Origin of the sequence: Lacinutrix iliipiscaria (genome assembly GCF_042686125.1) — a bacterium.
Classification (GTDB): domain Bacteria; phylum Bacteroidota; class Bacteroidia; order Flavobacteriales; family Flavobacteriaceae; genus Oceanihabitans; species Oceanihabitans iliipiscarium.
The window spans coordinates 1,358,355-1,376,122 of sequence record NZ_JBHUOV010000001.1; the positions used below are offsets into that span (position 1 = coordinate 1,358,355).

General features: G+C 32.0%; 12 protein-coding genes. 6 read left to right on the plus strand and 6 right to left on the minus strand.

Annotation, left to right across the window (positions count from 1 at the left end):
* Nucleotides 1-13 precede the first annotated feature (13 nt).
* From ACFS5M_RS06205 to htpG, 3 genes are all read right to left on the minus strand, one after another.
* On the minus strand, nt 14-3,466 hold the full coding sequence (locus ACFS5M_RS06205) for a pyruvate carboxylase (RefSeq protein WP_183486855.1): 3,453 nt from the start codon (nt 3,464-3,466) through the stop codon (nt 14-16).
* Nucleotides 3,467-3,474: 8 nt separating this feature from the next.
* Nucleotides 3,475-4,536, minus strand: coding sequence for a hypothetical protein (locus tag ACFS5M_RS06210; RefSeq protein WP_183486857.1), 1,062 nt, complete (start codon nt 4,534-4,536; stop codon nt 3,475-3,477).
* A 151-nt stretch (nt 4,537-4,687) separates the two neighbouring features.
* A complete protein-coding gene (htpG, locus tag ACFS5M_RS06215; protein WP_183486859.1) occupies nt 4,688-6,595 on the minus strand; it encodes a molecular chaperone HtpG in 1,908 nt (635 codons plus the stop codon).
* Between the two features lie 228 nt (nt 6,596-6,823).
* Between htpG and ACFS5M_RS06220 the strand changes: the two genes are divergently transcribed.
* Nucleotides 6,824-7,828 (plus strand): 3-oxoacyl-ACP synthase III family protein, encoded by a 1,005-nt coding sequence (locus ACFS5M_RS06220; RefSeq protein WP_183486861.1) that lies wholly within the window; start codon nt 6,824-6,826, stop codon nt 7,826-7,828.
* 320 nt (nt 7,829-8,148) lie between these two features.
* Here ACFS5M_RS06220 and ACFS5M_RS06225 read toward each other — a convergent pair whose 3' ends face one another.
* Nucleotides 8,149-10,530, minus strand: coding sequence for a TonB-dependent receptor domain-containing protein (locus tag ACFS5M_RS06225; protein WP_183486863.1), 2,382 nt, complete (start codon nt 10,528-10,530; stop codon nt 8,149-8,151).
* Between the two features lie 104 nt (nt 10,531-10,634).
* On the opposite strand from ACFS5M_RS06225, the gene ACFS5M_RS06230 reads away from it, so the two are divergent.
* Complete coding sequence (locus ACFS5M_RS06230) at nt 10,635-10,997, plus strand: CoA-binding protein (protein ID WP_183486865.1); 363 nt, start codon at nt 10,635-10,637, stop codon at nt 10,995-10,997.
* On the opposite strand, the gene ACFS5M_RS06235 is transcribed toward ACFS5M_RS06230, so the two are convergent.
* Nucleotides 10,974-12,410: a sodium:solute symporter gene (locus ACFS5M_RS06235; RefSeq protein WP_183486867.1), complete on the minus strand. Its 1,437-nt coding sequence runs from the start codon at nt 12,408-12,410 to the stop codon at nt 10,974-10,976. The two genes, ACFS5M_RS06230 and ACFS5M_RS06235, sit on opposite strands and share 24 nt — an antisense overlap.
* A gap of 82 nt (nt 12,411-12,492) precedes the next feature.
* Between ACFS5M_RS06235 and recR the strand changes: the two genes are divergently transcribed.
* The 3 genes from recR to ACFS5M_RS06250 all read left to right on the plus strand — a co-directional run bounded on the left by recR (nt 12,493) and on the right by ACFS5M_RS06250 (nt 15,636).
* Entirely contained in the window at nt 12,493-13,110 is a 618-nt protein-coding gene (recR, locus tag ACFS5M_RS06240) for a recombination mediator RecR (RefSeq protein ID WP_183486869.1), read from the plus strand.
* 7 nt (nt 13,111-13,117) lie between these two features.
* Entirely contained in the window at nt 13,118-14,215 is a 1,098-nt protein-coding gene (locus tag ACFS5M_RS06245; RefSeq protein ID WP_183486871.1) for a glycosyltransferase family 2 protein, read from the plus strand.
* A 101-nt stretch (nt 14,216-14,316) separates the two neighbouring features.
* Nucleotides 14,317-15,636, plus strand: a complete 1,320-nt coding sequence (locus ACFS5M_RS06250; RefSeq protein WP_183486873.1) for a dihydrolipoamide acetyltransferase family protein — start codon at nt 14,317-14,319, stop codon at nt 15,634-15,636.
* Between the two features lie 72 nt (nt 15,637-15,708).
* Here ACFS5M_RS06250 and ACFS5M_RS06255 read toward each other — a convergent pair whose 3' ends face one another.
* Nucleotides 15,709-16,821, minus strand: coding sequence for an FkbM family methyltransferase (locus ACFS5M_RS06255; RefSeq protein WP_183486875.1), 1,113 nt, complete (start codon nt 16,819-16,821; stop codon nt 15,709-15,711).
* 170 nt (nt 16,822-16,991) lie between these two features.
* On the opposite strand from ACFS5M_RS06255, the gene ACFS5M_RS06260 reads away from it, so the two are divergent.
* Nucleotides 16,992-17,768 carry an exonuclease domain-containing protein gene (locus ACFS5M_RS06260; protein ID WP_183486877.1) on the plus strand — a complete coding sequence of 259 codons (777 nt, stop codon included), beginning with the start codon at nt 16,992-16,994 and terminating at the stop codon, nt 17,766-17,768.

Sequence of the window (17,768 nt, forward strand, 5' to 3'; positions counted from 1 at the left end):
AGGTGTTAATATATTATTCCATAGTTAATATTAAATCGTCTTGTTTTACCATGCTGCCTTCTTTTAAAGTAATAGATTTAATGGTTCCTGATTTAAATGCGGTTACAGTTGTTTCCATTTTCATTGCTTCAATAACAAATAAAGCATCATTTTCATTTACTTCTTGTCCTTTTTTGACCAAAATTTTATACAAAGAACCTTGTAAAGGAGCTCCAATTTGATTACTATCTGCAGGATCTATTTTAGTGTTTTCTTCAATTTTGATATTTAAAGATTTGTCTAAAACTTCAACAAATCTATTTTCGCCATTAACCTTAAAAAAAACAGTTCTCAAACCTAATTCATTAGGAACACTTATCGAAAGAAGCTTGATTATGACTGTTTTTCCAGGCTCTAATTCTACTAATATTTCCTCGCCAGGCTTCATGCCATAAAAGAAATTTTTGGTAGGAATTAAAGCGAGGTTCCCATAAAGTTTATAATTTTCATGAGCTTGCTCAAACACTTTTGGATATAATGTATAAGATAAAAAGTCCTCAATTTCTATAGCTCTTGTAAATCCTTTTTGAAATTTCTTTTTAAAAGCTGAATACGCTTCAGTAAAATCAATTGGTTTTAAATGTGCATTTGGCCTATTTGTATAAGCTTTTTTATTCTTTAAGATTATTTTTTGAAGTGCCTTAGGGAAGCCACCAACAGGCTGGCCTAAATCGCCTTTAAAGAAATTAATAACAGATTCTGGAAATGAAATTCCTTCACCTTGCGTCATAACATCTTCTGGGCTAAGGTTGTTGGTTACCATGAAAATAGCCATATCTCCAACAACTTTAGAACTAGGTGTTACTTTTACTAAATTACCAAACATGGTATTTACTTGCGCATACATTTTTTTGACCTCATCAAAACGGTCTCCTAAACCTAAAGCTGTTGCTTGAGGTCTTAAATTAGAATACTGTCCTCCAGGAATTTCATGTTGAAATACTTCAGCAGTACCAGCTTTTAAGCCTGACTCAAAAGGATAATACATCTCACGTGTGTCTTCCCAAAAATTAGAAAATTGATTGAGCGTATCCATATCAAAATCATGAGCACGTTCATGGTGTTTTACCATTTCTATTACAGCATTGAAGTTAGGTTGAGACGTTAAACCAGACAAACCACCAAGCGCAACATCAACCACATCCACACCAGCTTCAATAGCTTTTAAATAAGTTGCTGTTTGTAAAGAAGAGGTGTCGTGTGTGTGTAAATGTATTGGTAGATTGACAGTATCTTTTAACGCTGTTACTAATTCTGTAGCTGCATAAGGTTTTAGTAATCCTGCCATGTCTTTAATGGCTATCATATGTGCTCCAGCGTTTTCTAAATCTTTAGCTAATTGTGTATAATAGTTTAGGCTGTATTTAGTTTGTTTAGGATCTAAAATATCTCCAGTATAGCTAATAGCTGCTTCTGCAATACCACCTGTTTTATTACGTACATAATTTATACTTGGCTCCATTGCTTTGACCCAATTTAGGGAGTCGAAAATTCTAAAAATATCAACCCCATTTTCCCAAGATTTTTCAACAAACTTTTCAATTAAATTGTCTGGATAAGCTTTGTAACCAACACCATTTGAACCACGTAAAAGCATTTGGAATAAGATATTAGGAATTGCCTTTCTTAGCTCTCTTAAACGTGTCCATGGACTTTCGTGTAAAAAGCGTAAACAAACATCAAAAGTTGCTCCTCCCCAGACTTCCATACTAAACGTATTTGGGTGATTTTTAGCAAAGCTTTCAGCAACCTTTAACATATCATAACTTCTCATGCGAGTGGCAAGAAGTGATTGATGTGCATCACGCATGGTAGTGTCTGTATAATGTATTTTTTTGTCTTCTTTTAACCATTTGCAAAAGGCTTCTGGACCAAGTTCCGTTAATAAATCTTTGGTGCCTTTTGGGAATGGAGATGATTTACTAAATTTTGGGGATTTAGCATTTCTAAAGACTTTGGTGTTGTCTGTGAATTTAACATCAGAATTTCCGTTAACACTAACTTCTGCAAGAAATTTCACAGCTTTTGAAGTTCGGTCTTGTGGTAATTTAATTTTGAAAAGACTAGGAGTATTTTGAATAAAATTTACAGACACTTTTCCATTTAAAAAGTCTTCATGTTGGATTACATTTTGTAAAAAGTGAATATTCGTTTTTACACCTCTGATTCTAAATTCTTTAAGGGCTCTTACCATTTTGCGAGTAGCGCCATCTAGAGTTCTGCCATGTGCTGAAACTTTTACTAGCATGGAATCAAAAAACGGACTGACATTATATCCTTGATAAATGCTTCCTGCATCTAAACGAATTCCCATTCCTGCTGCAGATCGATATGTTGTTATGTTGCCATAATCTGGAGTGAAATTATTTCCAGGATCTTCAGTGGTTAATCTGCATTGTAATGCAAAACCATAAGTTGCAATTGTTTCTTGACCATAAATTTTTATTTGTTCATCAGATAATTTGTAACCTCCAGCAATAAAAATTTGCGTTTTTACCAAGTCGAATCCTGTAACCATTTCGGTTACTGTGTGTTCTACTTGAATTCTTGGGTTGACTTCAATAAAATAAATATTATCATCGGCATCGACCAAAAATTCTACTGTACCAATATTATTGTAATTAACTTCGGAAGTTATCGCGACAGCATATTTATATAAATTTTGTTTAACAGCATCTGAAATATTAAAGGAAGGTGCAATCTCTACGACCTTTTGGTGGCGGCGTTGCACCGAACAATCTCTTTCATGTAAATGACGAATATTACCATGTCTGTCGGCAACGATTTGGACTTCTATATGTTTTGGGTTTTCAACATATTTTTCTAAAAACATAGTGTCATCACCAAAAGCATTTAAGGCTTCATTTCGAGCTGAGTCAAAAAAATGTTCTAGGTCTTCTGTGTTTCTAATAATTCGCATCCCACGACCACCTCCACCAGAAGCAGCTTTAAGCATTAATGGATAACCAATAGTTTTAGCTTCTGAGATTGCGACTTTTAGCGAACTTAATTTTTTCTTATTACTTTCTATAATTGGCACTTTACATTTTACTGCTATTTTTTTAGCTGTAATTTTGTCTCCAAGCGCATCCATAACTTCAGGATCTGGTCCAATAAAGATAATGTTGTTTTCAGCGCATTTTCTGGCAAATTCTGAATTTTCAGATAGAAAACCATAACCAGGATGAATAGCATCAACATTTTTAGATTTTGCTAAATCTATAATAGCATCAATATCTAAATAAGGCTTTAAAGGCTGATTCTCTTCACCAATTTGATACGATTCATCGGCTTTGTTTCTATGTTGTGAATACCTATCTTCATAGGTGTAAATAGCTACTGTTACAATATTTAATTCAGTGCAAGCGCGTAGAATCCTAATAGCAATTTCACCTCTATTGGCAACCAGAATTTTTTTGATTTTCATTTGTTGTGTTATTTAATGATATATGGGTTTTCGTTTTTATAGTTTCTGATAATAAAATCTAAGGCTGTATTTAACAATTCGCCCATGTTTTTAGATTTTTTAAACTTCACATCACCTGTGAGTTTGAATAAACCTGATTTTAATTCTTTAATTTTTTCTGGAAATGAAATATGGTCTTCCTTCATACATTTAAGAAGATCAAATAACCTTTCATGTTCGCTAGTGGCTCGTTTTGCTAAAAGAGAACGTTCTTCCTTTTCATATTGCTCAATAGATTCTGAAGTTAATACTTTTAAGCTCATTTTTACTAAAGCATTATTTTCTTTAAGAAATTGAGGTTTGTAAACCTTAGGGTTACCTTCAAAGCTTTGTTGGTCAAAATCTATTGCACGAATTCTGTACTGAATGCGATCAAAATCATGAGTAATAACAATGACATAATTATACGATCTCATATCAGCTAGAAGTCTAACGAAACAACGTTCGTTAAATTTTACAAATTCTTTTGCTAAAGCACGTTTGTCTTGTTCAGGTAAAGCTTCTAAATGACGACTTATAAAAGTGTCTCCAGGAATTCCAGAGATGTGTTCTTCAATAAGAGTGTCTTTATGGACTAAAAAATTGATGTGATTTGGAGAGAGTAAATGCTCTAATTCTAATCCGTAAATTCTAGAAGCATCTGCTTTTTTGATATACAAGAAAATATAATTGTCGTTAATAATATTTCTGACTTTAACTCGGAAAGGTTTAGTATTGCCAAAAGTGCAAAAGTCAATACTATCAATATTAAGATAAGGCAAAATAGAATCACTACCATCAGAATGTAAAATTGAATACATCTGTTTTAAGCTGAGTTCTATTTCATCACGTTCATGTTCTGCGAAATAGCAACTAATCCAAAGTGTATCATTTCCTTGATCATCAAAAATTTCTACAGCACCTTGAAAGCGCAATAAATCGTCATAGAAGATGGGGATTTTTATATTTCTTCCTTGATCTGTTAAATAATTTGACAGCAAATCTGTAATAGGAAATGCTGGTTTTTTCTTTGAAATTAGCTTCTCGTCCATCGTATGAATTGAAGGCTATAAGGTAATTTTAAATTATTAAAAATACAATGCATGCATAGCATTTTTTTTGATGACTTATTAAAATAAAAAACCACTTCGATTAAGAAGTGGTTTTAAGTCTCTGTGATGTTGTATGAATTGAGTAATACTACTACTTTATCATATCATAACTTCGTTTGATAAAGTTTGTTAACTCTTCACCTTTTAATAATCCTTGAGATAGTCGAGCTAAATCTAAACTTTGATTAATTAAGCGCTCTTGCTTCTTTTTGGTTTTAGTGTTTAAAATTTCACCAACCAATTCAGAGTTTGTATTGACTATTAAGTTGTACATTTCTGGCATATTACCCATTCCAAATGGTCCACCACCAGTTTGTTGCATTTCTTTCATGCGTCTCATAAACTCAGGTTGAGTGATTATAAAAGGACTTGCTTGACTGTCCATAGCCTCTAATTGCACCATGAATTTTTCAGATGGTATTATTTCTTTTAATAATTCATCTAAAGCCTTCTTTTCATCATCATTTAATTTAGAAATCGTTGTATCGTCTTTCTTAATTAAATTGTCGATATGATCGCCATCAACTCGAGCAAAAGAAATATTTTCTTTAGTGGTTTCTAATTTTTGAATTAAATGCGAAACAATAGGAGAGTCTAGTAACAAGACTTCATAGCCTTTAGCTTTAGCAGATTCAATATAGCTGTGTTGTTCATCTTTATTCGATGCATAAAGAATTACTAATTTGTCATCTTTATCGGTTTGCTTTGCTTTAATTTTGTTGAATAATTCTTCATAGGTAAAATAGGCTCCATCAACTGTTGGATATAATGCAAATGCATCAGCTTTTTCAAAGAATTTTTCTTCTGAAAGCATACCATATTCAATAACAATTTTGATGTCATCCCATTTCTTTTCAAAGTCTTCTCGATTGTTGTTGAATAAGGACTTTAACTTATCGGCAACTTTTCTAGTGATATATGACGAAATCTTTTTAACTGCACCATCCGCTTGTAAATACGAGCGTGACACATTTAAAGGAATATCTGGCGAATCTATAACACCACGAAGCATAGTTAAGAATTCTGGCACGATACCTTCAACATTATCAGTAACAAAAACTTGGTTTTGATACAGTTGAATTTTATCTTTTTGAATGTTTAAATCATTCGTCATCTTAGGGAAGTACAAAATTCCTGTTAAGTTAAACGGATAATCTACATTAAGGTGAATGTTAAATAAAGGCTCTTCAAATTGCATTGGGTACAATTCTCTATAGAAACTTTTATAATCTTCATCTTCTAAATCTGCAGGCTGTTTTGTCCATGCAGGATTTGGATTGTTTATAATATCATCTACAGTAATTTTCTTGTGAGGTTCTGTAGTTTCTTTACCATCTTTGTCTTTAGTTGTTTTAGGCGTAAAGTTAGGATCGTTTATTTCTTTAGTTCCAAATTTTATTGGAATAGGCATGAACTTGTTATATTTTAAAAGCAGTTCGCGAATACGCGCATCTTCTAAAAATTCAGTAGAATCTTCAGCAATATGAAGAATGATTTCTGTGCCTCTTTCGGTTTTATTTGAAGGTTCTAAAGTAAATTCTGGACTTCCGTCACAACTCCAATGTGCAGCAGGTGCGTCTGTATGCGATTTAGTAATGATTTCAACCTTTTCAGCAACCATAAAAGCGGAATAAAATCCTAATCCAAAATGCCCAATAATTCCAGAGTCTTTAGCAGAATCTTTGTACTTATCTAAAAATTCTTCAGCGCCAGAAAACGCAACTTGGTTGATGTATTTTTCAACTTCTTCTGCAGTCATTCCTAAACCTTGATCAATAATATGAAGCTTTTTAGCTTCTTTATCAATTTTGACTTCAATTTGAGGGTTGCCATATTCGGTTTTAGCATCACCAATACTTGTAAGGTGTTTCAGTTTAAGGGTTGCATCTGTAGCATTACTAATGAGCTCACGCAAAAATATTTCGTGGTCACTGTATAGAAATTTCTTGATTAAAGGGAAGATGTTTTCTACTGAAACATTAATATTTCCTTTTGCCATAATTTAATTTGTTTATTGATTATTTCCACAATAGTGAAAAACGGTTTAAACTTTTATTTAATTTTATTCTAATCTCTATAGTCAACAAAAATGCCAATGACATAAAAGTGACAAACTGACATTTTATTAATAATAATTTTAGGAAAAATGTAATATTAATTAAATTGCGCCAGCATTTATTGTTATATTAACAGGATGTAATTTTTTATACTTTAAATTGAAAGTACTATGTATAATTCTAAAATAATTGGACTTGGACATTATGTTCCAGATCATGTGGTTACAAATCATGATTTAGCAAAATTCATGGATACGAATGACGAATGGATTCAAGAAAGAACAGGAATTAAAGAGCGACGATGGATTGAAAAAGGTTCTGAAGATACTTCTGCGGTTATGGGAGCAAAAGCTTCTAGAATAGCTATTGAGCGTTCTGGTTTAGCTACAGAGGATATTGATTTTATTGTGTTTGCAACAATGACACCTGATTATTTTTTTCCAGGATGTGGCGTTCAAATTCAAGATATGCTAAACATGAAGAACATTGGAGCTATAGATATTAGAAATCAATGTTCTGGTTTTGTATATGCTTTGTCTGTTGCCGATCAATTTATTAAAACTGGCATGTATAAAAACATCTTGGTAGTTGGTGCAGAATATCATTCAAACGGCTTAGATAAGAGTACAAGAGGAAGAGGGGTTACAGTTATTTTTGGTGATGGCGCAGGTGCTTGTGTACTCTCAAGAGAAGAAGATACTTCAAAAGGAATCTTGTCAACACACTTACATAGTGAAGGTAAGTATGCCGAAAAACTTACAGTAGAATCTCCTAGTATTAGACATTGGGTTCCTGACATTATGGAAGCAGGAAAAGAGGATACATCTTATTTTCCTTATATGGATGGCACTTTTGTGTTTAAACATGCTGTGGTTCGTTTTAGTGAAGTGATTAAAGAAGGTTTAGAAAAAAATAACCTTAAAAAAGAAGATATAGATTTATTAGTTCCGCATCAAGCTAATCTTCGTATAGCTCAATTTATTCAGAAGAAATTTGAATTAAAAGATGATCAGGTTTTTAATAATATTATGAAATACGGTAATACAACTGCTGCGTCTGTTGTTATTGCCTTAACCGAAGCTTGGGAACTTGATAAGATTAAAGCAGGTGATGTTGTTGTGTTAGCGGCTTTTGGTAGTGGGTTTACTTGGGGAAGTGCTATTATTAGGTGGTAATTCAAGTTTAATATGGCTCAAAAAAAAATCCGAATACTTAGCAAATTCGGATTCTTTTTTTACAATTAACGGTACTTCAATTAACGAATAAAGGTGAAAATAGACTAATTCAAATAAATAATTCGTTGTCATGTTGTGTGTTATTTAAGACGTTATTTTTATTATTTTATTGCGCTGATAATCAGTCTTTAACGAAAGTTTAACACAAACTAAAAAAACAAAAACCCAAAGCAATGACACTTTGGGTTTTCTTATTTAATAACCAGACATTAACACTAACCATCAACTATTATGTTGGCTATTAAATTTTACTTTAAGTTTTATATAAATCCTCCGCTTCCAGATTTTTCATTATTATCTCGTCTTTTACGTTGTAAGGCTCTGTATTTTCCGCCACCAAACCTATAGTTTAGACCAATACGCCAAGCATTACTTTCCCAATTGAATTCACCACTAGATGGATATGGTCTGTTTTGGTCGAACTCAAATTTCATGGTATCAAAGATGTCGTTATAGCTAAAACTAAATGTCGCTTTGTTATCTAAGAATGTATATCGTAAACCAGTATTAACTAATACCATTGGTTTTCTAATAAATTGTAAGCCTTCATCTTCACCTCTGTACATTCCGAATAATGATAAGCTTAATTTTTTAGTGACTTTAAAATTATTGTTCATCCTAAAGTTAAAATTTGAATTGTTGATGTCTACATTTTCTGTTTCTACAACACCTTTAACATTTTTAAAATAATACTCAGCACTTGCATTTATATTCCACCATTTTACAGGTTTATAATTACTAGATGCTTCAAATCCATAAGCAGAATTTTTATCAAAATTATCATAAGATAAAAGGATGTTGTCTCCTGAAGGATCTTCGGGATCTATAGATACAGATCTATTAATTTCATCATTAATAATTCTATAGAAAGTTCCTGCAGTAAGGCTTCCTTTTTCTAATTGTCTCGTATAATTAAACTCAATAGAGTTGGTGAATTGTTGTTTTAATTCTGGATTACCAACAGATGTAATTCGAGGTGTGCTCCATTCTCTTATAGGATTTATTTGGCCTAAACCTGGTCGGTCAACTCGACGACTAAAGCTTAATTGATAAGTGTTTTTTTCTGAAGCATTGTAAGTTACAAAGGCAGAAGGATATATGCTCAATTGCTCATCAGTAAATTTAGCATTCTCTTGAGTGTCTTGTGCAAAATTAGCCTCGACTTCATATTGCTCTAAACGCGCTCCAACTTGGTAAGACCATTTCTCATAGGTTTTTCCGTAAGTAGCATAAAATGAATAAATACTTCTATCATATTCATAGCTAGAATCAAAAAGATTAGCATTTGTCGTATCATAAATATTGTCTGAACTGTTCACTCTATATTCTGCACCTACTTCAAGCTTCACACTTTCAGATAATGGATTGGTATAATCTAAATTAACGATTACGTTTTTTCTGTCGTTTTCAACTAAATCAATATAGTTAGGAGCATTATTAAATCTAAAGTTTGCAATTTCATCACTATTAAAAAGACTATAATCTGCTTCTAAAACAATATTGTGACCTTCTTTTTCAAAATCATGTTTGAATGAAGTGTTATATGAAGAGGTGTTGTTATCATTTGTATTATCAAAAACTTGACGAAAATTTGGTGCATCATGATCTAAAAAAAGAATGTCTGTTGAGCCCGAACCTTTGCCATCATAAATATTTTGATTGGTGTAAATTGAAAACGTGTTTCTATCATTTATATAATAATCGACTCCAATTTTATAAAGATGAGATTTGTTGTTATTATTAAAGTCGAAAAGCTGTTGAGTGTTATCATCAAATCGTTCTATTTGACCATAATTATCGCTTTTCCCTATATTGTTACCATAATTACCATAGACATTAAACTTTCCATTTCTATAATTTAAGTCAATAGCACTATTAAAGTTAGCGTTAATTTCCTTTCTTAATCCTAGGTCAATACTTCCATTAAAGCCTAATTTCGTGTTTTTATGAAGTATAATATTAATAATTCCACTCATGCCTTCAGGATTATATTTTGCTGAAGGGTTTGTAATTAGCTCGACACTTTTGATAGACGAAGAAGGAATTTGTTTTAATAATTGAGCAGCAGGAACATTCGTTGGTTTTCCATCTACAAGTACACGAACATTCTCGTTGCCACGTAAACTTATGTTTCCATTTTGACTATCTACACTAACCGAAGGTAAGTTGTTCATGATTTCACTGGCAGTAGCTCCAGTAGTTGCTAAATCTTTACCTATAGTAATTACTTTTCTGTCTACTTTTTGTTGAATGGTTGATACTTCAGCAACTACTGTAACTTCATCTAAACCTGTAGCTTCTTCTTCTAAAGCAATAGTGCCAAGATCAATTTTGCTATTGTTCGAGTCTATAGTAACTTCTTTTGTTACTGTTTTGTATCCTATAAATTGAATATTTATTATAATTTTTCCTTCTGGAATATCTTTAACTTTAAAATCGCCATTATCATCTGTGATGCTTCCATTAATGACCTTATCGGTATTATCTTTTATAACAATTGTAACATAAGGTAAAGGTTCGTTTAGCGTTGCATCTATCACTTTACCTGTAATAGTTCCAAATTTTAATAAGGCTTTTGTTGAGGTTTGTCCCTGTACTGATATGGCTAACAATAACAGGAAAACTGTGATTAGTTTTTTCATTTTTTTGATTGATTTTGGTTGATTGATGTTTGTTATTAATAGTATAGACGACTACTTTTATATCTTGTTACTTTTTTTAACAATCCTTAACATCACTTTAACAGATGAACAAAAAAACTTTAGTTCTAGGCGCTTCTCTTAAACCAGATCGTTATTCGAATATGGCACTTAGAAAACTGGTGAATTATAAATATGAAACTGTTGCTTTTGGGATGAAAGCAGGTGAAGAAGCTGGCGTTGTTATTGATACGCAATTGAAGACCTATCAAGATTTAGATACAGTAACGATTTACCTCAATCCGAAGCGACAAAAAGCGTATTATGAGTATATCGTGGCCTTAAAACCAAAGCGCGTTATCTTTAATCCAGGAACAGAAAATCCAGAGTTCTATGAAATTTTAGACGACAACCATATCGCTTATGAAGTTGCTTGTACATTAGTTTTACTTTCTACGAATCAATACTAAGCCGAAGAAAGTTAGTAATCCGTTAAGAATTAGAATGAAAAAGCCAAATTCAAATCCAAACCATTTTAAACTATTTACACTTATAATATAAGATAAGATAGGAGAAAGGATGGCAATAATAGGCACGATTTTATCTTTGATTTGCCATTTGGTAAATAAACCGAAGGCGTATAAACCCAGAAGAGGGCCGTAAGTATAGCCCGCAAATACAAATAGTTTAGCAATAACACTTGCATCTTTTATAAGATATTTAAAGGAAACAATTACTAAAATAAGCACAAGAGAAATTAAAACATGAATCCGTTTTCTAATTTGTACTTGTTTTTCAGGCGTATGTTTTTTTTCTATATCTAAAATATCAATGCTAAAAGAGGTTGTTAAAGATGTTAAAGCAGAATCTGCACTACTATAAGCAGCAGCAATTAATCCAAGTAGAAAAAAGGCAAAAACACCAAAACCTAAATGGTTTTTAGCCAATAAAGGAAATAAATCATCTTTATGTGCATCAATACCATTTTGTTCGGCATAAACCGTTAATAATAAACCTAAGCTTAAGAAAATAAAGTTGACTACAGTAAGAACAATAGTAAACCAAAACATGTTTTTTTGTGCGTCTTTTAAGCTTTTGCAAGTTAGATTCTTTTGCATCATATCTTGATCTAAACCTGTCATTACTATGGCTATAAACGCACCAGAAATAAATTGTTTCCAAAAGTAATTTCCAGATTTAAAGTCGTCAAAAAAGAACATTTTACTTAAATCGCTATCTAACACAAAACCAAGAATATGATTACCGCCTAAGTCAAGTTCATCACTAACAAAATAAATAGCAACACCAACTGCAATAAGCATAAATAAGGTTTGTAAAGTGTCCGTCCAAACTATAGTCTTTATTCCAGATTTAAAAGTGTATAGCCAAATTAAAAGTACAGTAATAGTCACAGTTTGCCAGAATTCAATACCAAGTTCATCAAAAAGAATAATTTGCAACACGTTAGCTACTAAAAACAGTCTAAAACTGGCGCCAACAATTCGTGATATTAAAAAGAAAGAAGCTCCAGTTTTATAGGCATAATTGCCAAAGCGTTCTTCTAAATAAGTATAAATAGACGTTAAGTTTAACTTGTAATAAAGCGGAAGTAAAACAGTACCAATAACAAGATACCCAATAATATACCCAAGAACGACTTGCATATAGCTAAATTGCGATGCTTCAACCCAACCAGGAACAGAAATAAATGTGACTCCAGAAAGTGAAGCTCCAATCATACCAAAAGCGACGACATACCAAGGCGATTGTTTATTGCCTTTAAAAAAAGCATCGTTTCCAGACTTCTTTCCAGTAAAGTAGGATATTAAAATAAGCATCCCAAAGTAGGATGCAATAAGTAAAATGATTTGAGTAGCTGACATATATTTTAGTTTGCGAGAACAAAATACGAATTACTTTAAAAGTTTTTCAAACAAGTTGAGAATAAATATTAAATTCGCCATTATGGAATTTTCTTCAAAATTATTAGAAAACGCAGTTAACGAAATGTCTCAGTTGCCAGGAATTGGTAAACGAACAGCATTGCGTTTGGTTTTGCATATGTTACGACAGCCAGAGGAGCAAACCTTAAAGTTGTCTCAAACATTAGAAGCAATGCGTTCTCAAATTAAATTTTGTAAATCGTGTCATAATATTAGTGATGTAGATATCTGTGAAATTTGTGCTAATCCTCATAGAAATAAAGATCTTATTTGTGTGGTGGAAGATGTGCGTGATGTTATGGCTATTGAAAACACGAGTTCGTTTAGAGGCTTATACCATGTTTTAGGTGGAAAAATCTCACCTATGGATGGTGTTGGTCCACATGAGTTAAACATTACGACTTTGGTTGAAAAAGTAAAACAAGGTCAAGTGAAAGAGCTTATTTTTGCTTTAAGCTCAACAATGGAAGGTGATACAACAAATTTCTATATCTTCAAACAAATTCAAGATTATAGCGTTATTACATCTACAATAGCTCGAGGGATTTCTGTTGGAGACGAATTAGAATATGCCGATGAAATTACATTAGGAAGAAGCATTATTAATAGAATTCCATTTGAAGCCTCGTTAAAATCATAAGCATAATTTGCAGCTCTCAGTCATCATATTAAATTATAATGTGCACTATTTTTTAGAATTGTGCCTTCAAAGTGTGCAAAAAGCTATAGCAAATATAGATGCAGAAATTATTGTTATAGATAATAATTCTCCAGACGATAGCTGTGCTATGGTAAAAGCCAAATTTCCAGAAATCCAACTTATCGAGAATAAAGAAAACTCAGGGTTTTCTAAAGGTAATAATATAGGTGTGGCTCAAGCTAAAGGAGAGTATATTTGTATTTTAAATCCAGATACAGTCGTTGCAGAAGATACCTTTACAACGCTATTGCAGTTTGCGAATCAAACTCAAAATATAGGCGCAATTGGATGTAAGCTTATAGATGGAAGTGGACGGTTTTTGCCAGAAAGTAAAAGAAATGTGCCTGTGGTGCGTGTCGCTTTTCAAAAAATGATTGGGCATTCAAAAAACTATTACGCAAATCATTTAAAAGAGAATGAAACAGGTAAAATAGAAATTCTTGTTGGTGCTTTTATGTTTATGAAACGCCAAGTATATAATCAGGTGAATGGTTTTGATGAAGATTATTTTATGTATGGTGAAGATATTGATTTGTCATATAAATTAATAAAGGCGGGTTTTGATAATTATTATTTTGGCGATACCACTATCATTCATTATAAAGGCGAAAGCACTCTAAAAGATAAAATTTATGCCAAGCGATTTTTTGGTGCTATGCAGATTTTTTATGAAAAGCATTTTAAAAGCAATATTTTTTTCGATACTGTGGTTTGGTTTGGGATTCAGTTTGCTAAAGTATTTAAAACTGAAACTAATTCAGAAGTCATAAAAACGAAGCATTATGCTGTGTTTTCAATTGATTCACAGGAGAGATTTAAAACGGTTTTACCATTTGCTTACACTCCTATTAATGCAATAGAAGCGATTAAGCCAAATACAGAGGTGATTTTTGATGCTAATACCTTAAGTTATAAAGCTATTATTGATTATATGATTACTTTGCAAAAAAATAACACACATACTTTTAAAATTCTTCCAAAAAATTCTAATTTTATCATCGGAAGTAATAACTCTAAATATCGCGGAGAAATTCTTCATTTTTAATAGAATCAGTCATGTAAAATTTTGTTGAATAATGAATAAAATCATTCATTTTTTATTAATTTTGCAAATAGAAAATAAAAAACAGTCTTTAGATTACAGATATGGCAAAATTTGAACTAAAATTACCAAAAATGGGAGAGAGTGTTGCTGAAGCGACAATTACTTCATGGTTAAAAGAGGTTGGAGATACTATTGAAGCAGATGAAGCAGTTCTAGAAATTGCTACAGATAAAGTAGATAGTGAAGTGCCAAGCGAAGTTGATGGCGTTTTAGTAGAGAAGCTGTTTAATGTTGATGATATTGTTCAAGTTGGTCAAACTATTGCTATTATTGAAACTGAGGCTAGTGCATCATCATCTACTTCAACTCCAAAAATTGAAGAGGTACAGCAAGAAGTTCCAAAAGTTGCTGTTGCTGAAGTGTCAAAAACTGTTGTTGCTGCTCAAGAAGTTACTGCTCCTGTTATCTCAAGTGGAGATCGTTTTTATTCACCTTTAGTTAAAAATATAGCTAAACAAGAAAATATATCACAGTCTGAACTTGATGCCATTCCTGGAACAGGAAAAGATGGTCGTTTAACTAAAAATGATATTTTAGGACATTTAGAAAGTAGATCATCTAAACCAGCAGCACCTGCTGTAGTCGCTCCAGCGCAATCTAATGGTGTTGCCGAAAAATCGAAAAAAGAAGAAGCTCCAGTTATTGCTAGTGGAGAAGATCAGATTATTGAAATGACTAGAATGGGCAAACTTATTGCGCATCACATGATAGAGTCGGTTCAAACGAGTGCTCATGTGCAAAGTTTTATTGAAGCCGATGTGACTAAAATATGGAATTGGAGAAAGAAAGTTAAAGATGGCTTTATGAAACGCGAAGGCGAGAATTTAACGTTCACGCCAATCTTTATGGAAGCTGTAGCTAAAGCGCTTCGCGATTTTCCAATGCTAAATATTTCTGTTCAAGGCGATAAAATTATAAAAAGAAAGCATATCAACCTTGGTATGGCTGCTGCTTTAGGAGATGGGAACTTAATTGTTCCTGTGATTAAAAATGCAGATCAGTTAAACCTTGTTGGTATGACTAAACAAGTTAACGATTTAGCTAATCGTGCTCGTGAAAATAAATTAAAGCCTGATGATATACAAGGAGGAACTTATACTGTAACAAATGTAGGTACTTTTGGTAGTATTATGGGAACTCCAATCATTAATCAGCCACAAGTTGGTATTTTAGCGCTAGGTGCTATTCGAAAAATGCCTGCAGTTATAGAAACTCCAGAAGGCGATTTTATTGGTATTCGTTATAAAATGATTATGTCTCACTCTTATGATCATCGTGTTGTTAATGGTGCATTAGGAGGTCAGTTTGTAAAAGCTGTAAAAGATTATTTAGAAGCTTGGGATAGTAATAGAGAGATTTAAAATTAGTTAGCAAATAATAAAAGCACAGTTTAATAACTGTGCTTTTTTGTTTAATCCAAGAGATTTTTAATATTAAGTGTGGTCTTTTGCTAAAGCAAAAATAATAGTCTCCTCTCTATGAATAGTGTAGTGGTCTAAATATAGTTCATAACCCAAGTCTAAATCTAATATCCATTTAGGAATATTTATAAAATCATCCATGCTATGGTAAATAGAAATGGCTAATTTGGGTTTGAACTTTCTAATGGTTTTTTCGGCTCCAATTAAGGCGCTTGGTTCAGATCCTTCAATATCCATTTTTATAAAATCTACTTTAGATATTGAATTCCTAGATACAAAATCATCTATAGCTATTGTACTTGTTATTCCTGTTTGTTCATCAAAAGGATAAGACTTGATAATACTTCCAGGACCATTGTCTTTAATGTAAGTTTTAATATCACTTTTATCGCTCAAAGGGTAAGGAACTATTTCGATTCTCTTTTTTAAACTCGGATTTAAACTTAGGTTAGTGTTAAAAATTTTAATGTTATTTGGAATAAATTCAAACGAATATACTTTTCCGTGTTCACCCACACAATGAGCAAAATAAAGTGCAGTATCTCCCCAACAGCCTCCACAATCAAGTACTATATCATTCTTGTCAACAGAGACGATTTTTTTATTGTCTAATTTATACGCATATTGCTCAAGAACGTAACACGCCATTACTCCTATTGGCGAGTAGTACAAATTGATGTCATAACCAAATTTATTTAAATCCATTTTATGTAGCATAAAATGTTTGAAATTTGGATTGATGGAATCGTTAAGATCTCTTAAATCTGTACATGTTTTTAAACTATTCCAATAAAAGTCATTGTTGGTTTTAAGTTTAATTTTTTTATAACCTAGTAAACGATACGCCATTAATTGAACTAAGGTTACTTTGTCTTGTTCATTTAAATGACTCCAAAGCAACTCAAGGCCATTATTGTATTTTTGTACAAAGGAATTTATTCGTTTGTCATAACCGAAAAACTTATAAATAACGAGCTTTAAATGGTTTTTTATTCTCTTTTTTTGAGTTTTTATCTTATTAGGTGTGTAGTTTCCAAACCTGTTTTCATCATAATTTTCAAGACCAAAATTATTTGAAATATTTTTTTTAGTTAATGAATATAATTCAGTTGTAAAGGATTTCATTTATTCTTATTAAGTGTAATAAATCACAGAAAGAAATGTGATTTTTTTATGAGAACGAAAAGATAATAATTTATTTAGATATTATGTAAATTAAATCCATTAAGGTTTTTTATAGGCTAGGCATTTTTTTTGTTTATTCTCTTTACCTTTGCATAAACTATATGTTATTAATGAATTTAAATCTTACTAAACCCATTTGTTTCTTCGATTTAGAAACTACAGGAATCAATATTTCTAAAGATCGCATTGTCGAAATTTCTATATTAAAAGTTTATCCAGACGGAAAGCAAGAAAGTAAAACGTGGCTAGTCAATCCTGAAATTCCCATTCCAGCTGAAGTGACAGCCATTCATGGTATTTCTGATGAAGATGTTGCAGATAAGCCTACATTCAAAGAACTTGCTAAAGAAATTAATACGGTTATTAAGGATTCAGATTTAGGCGGATTTAACTCTAATCGATTTGATATTCCATTGTTAGCTGAAGAAATGCTTCGCGCTGATATCGATTTTGATATGAAGAATAGACTTGCAGTCGATGTGCAAACTATTTTTCATAAAATGGAACAACGCACCTTAAGTGCAGCATATAAGTTTTATTGCGATAAAGATTTAACAGGTGCGCATAGTGCTGAAGCTGATACGAATGCCACTTTTGAAGTTCTAAAAGCTCAGCTTGAAAAATATGACAGCTTGCAAAATGACACCAAGTTTTTAGCCGAATTTAGTTCTCGTAAAAAGTTTGCTGATTTCGCTGGATTTATTATTTATAATAAAAAGAATGAAGAATGCTTCTCTTTTGGCAAACATAAAAATAAGCGAGTGGTTGATGTATTAAATGATGAACCTGGTTATTTTGGTTGGTTGCTTAATGCAGACTTTCCTCTGTATACAAAAAAGGTACTCACCGCAATTAAATTGAGAGCGTTTAATAATAAACTAGATTAG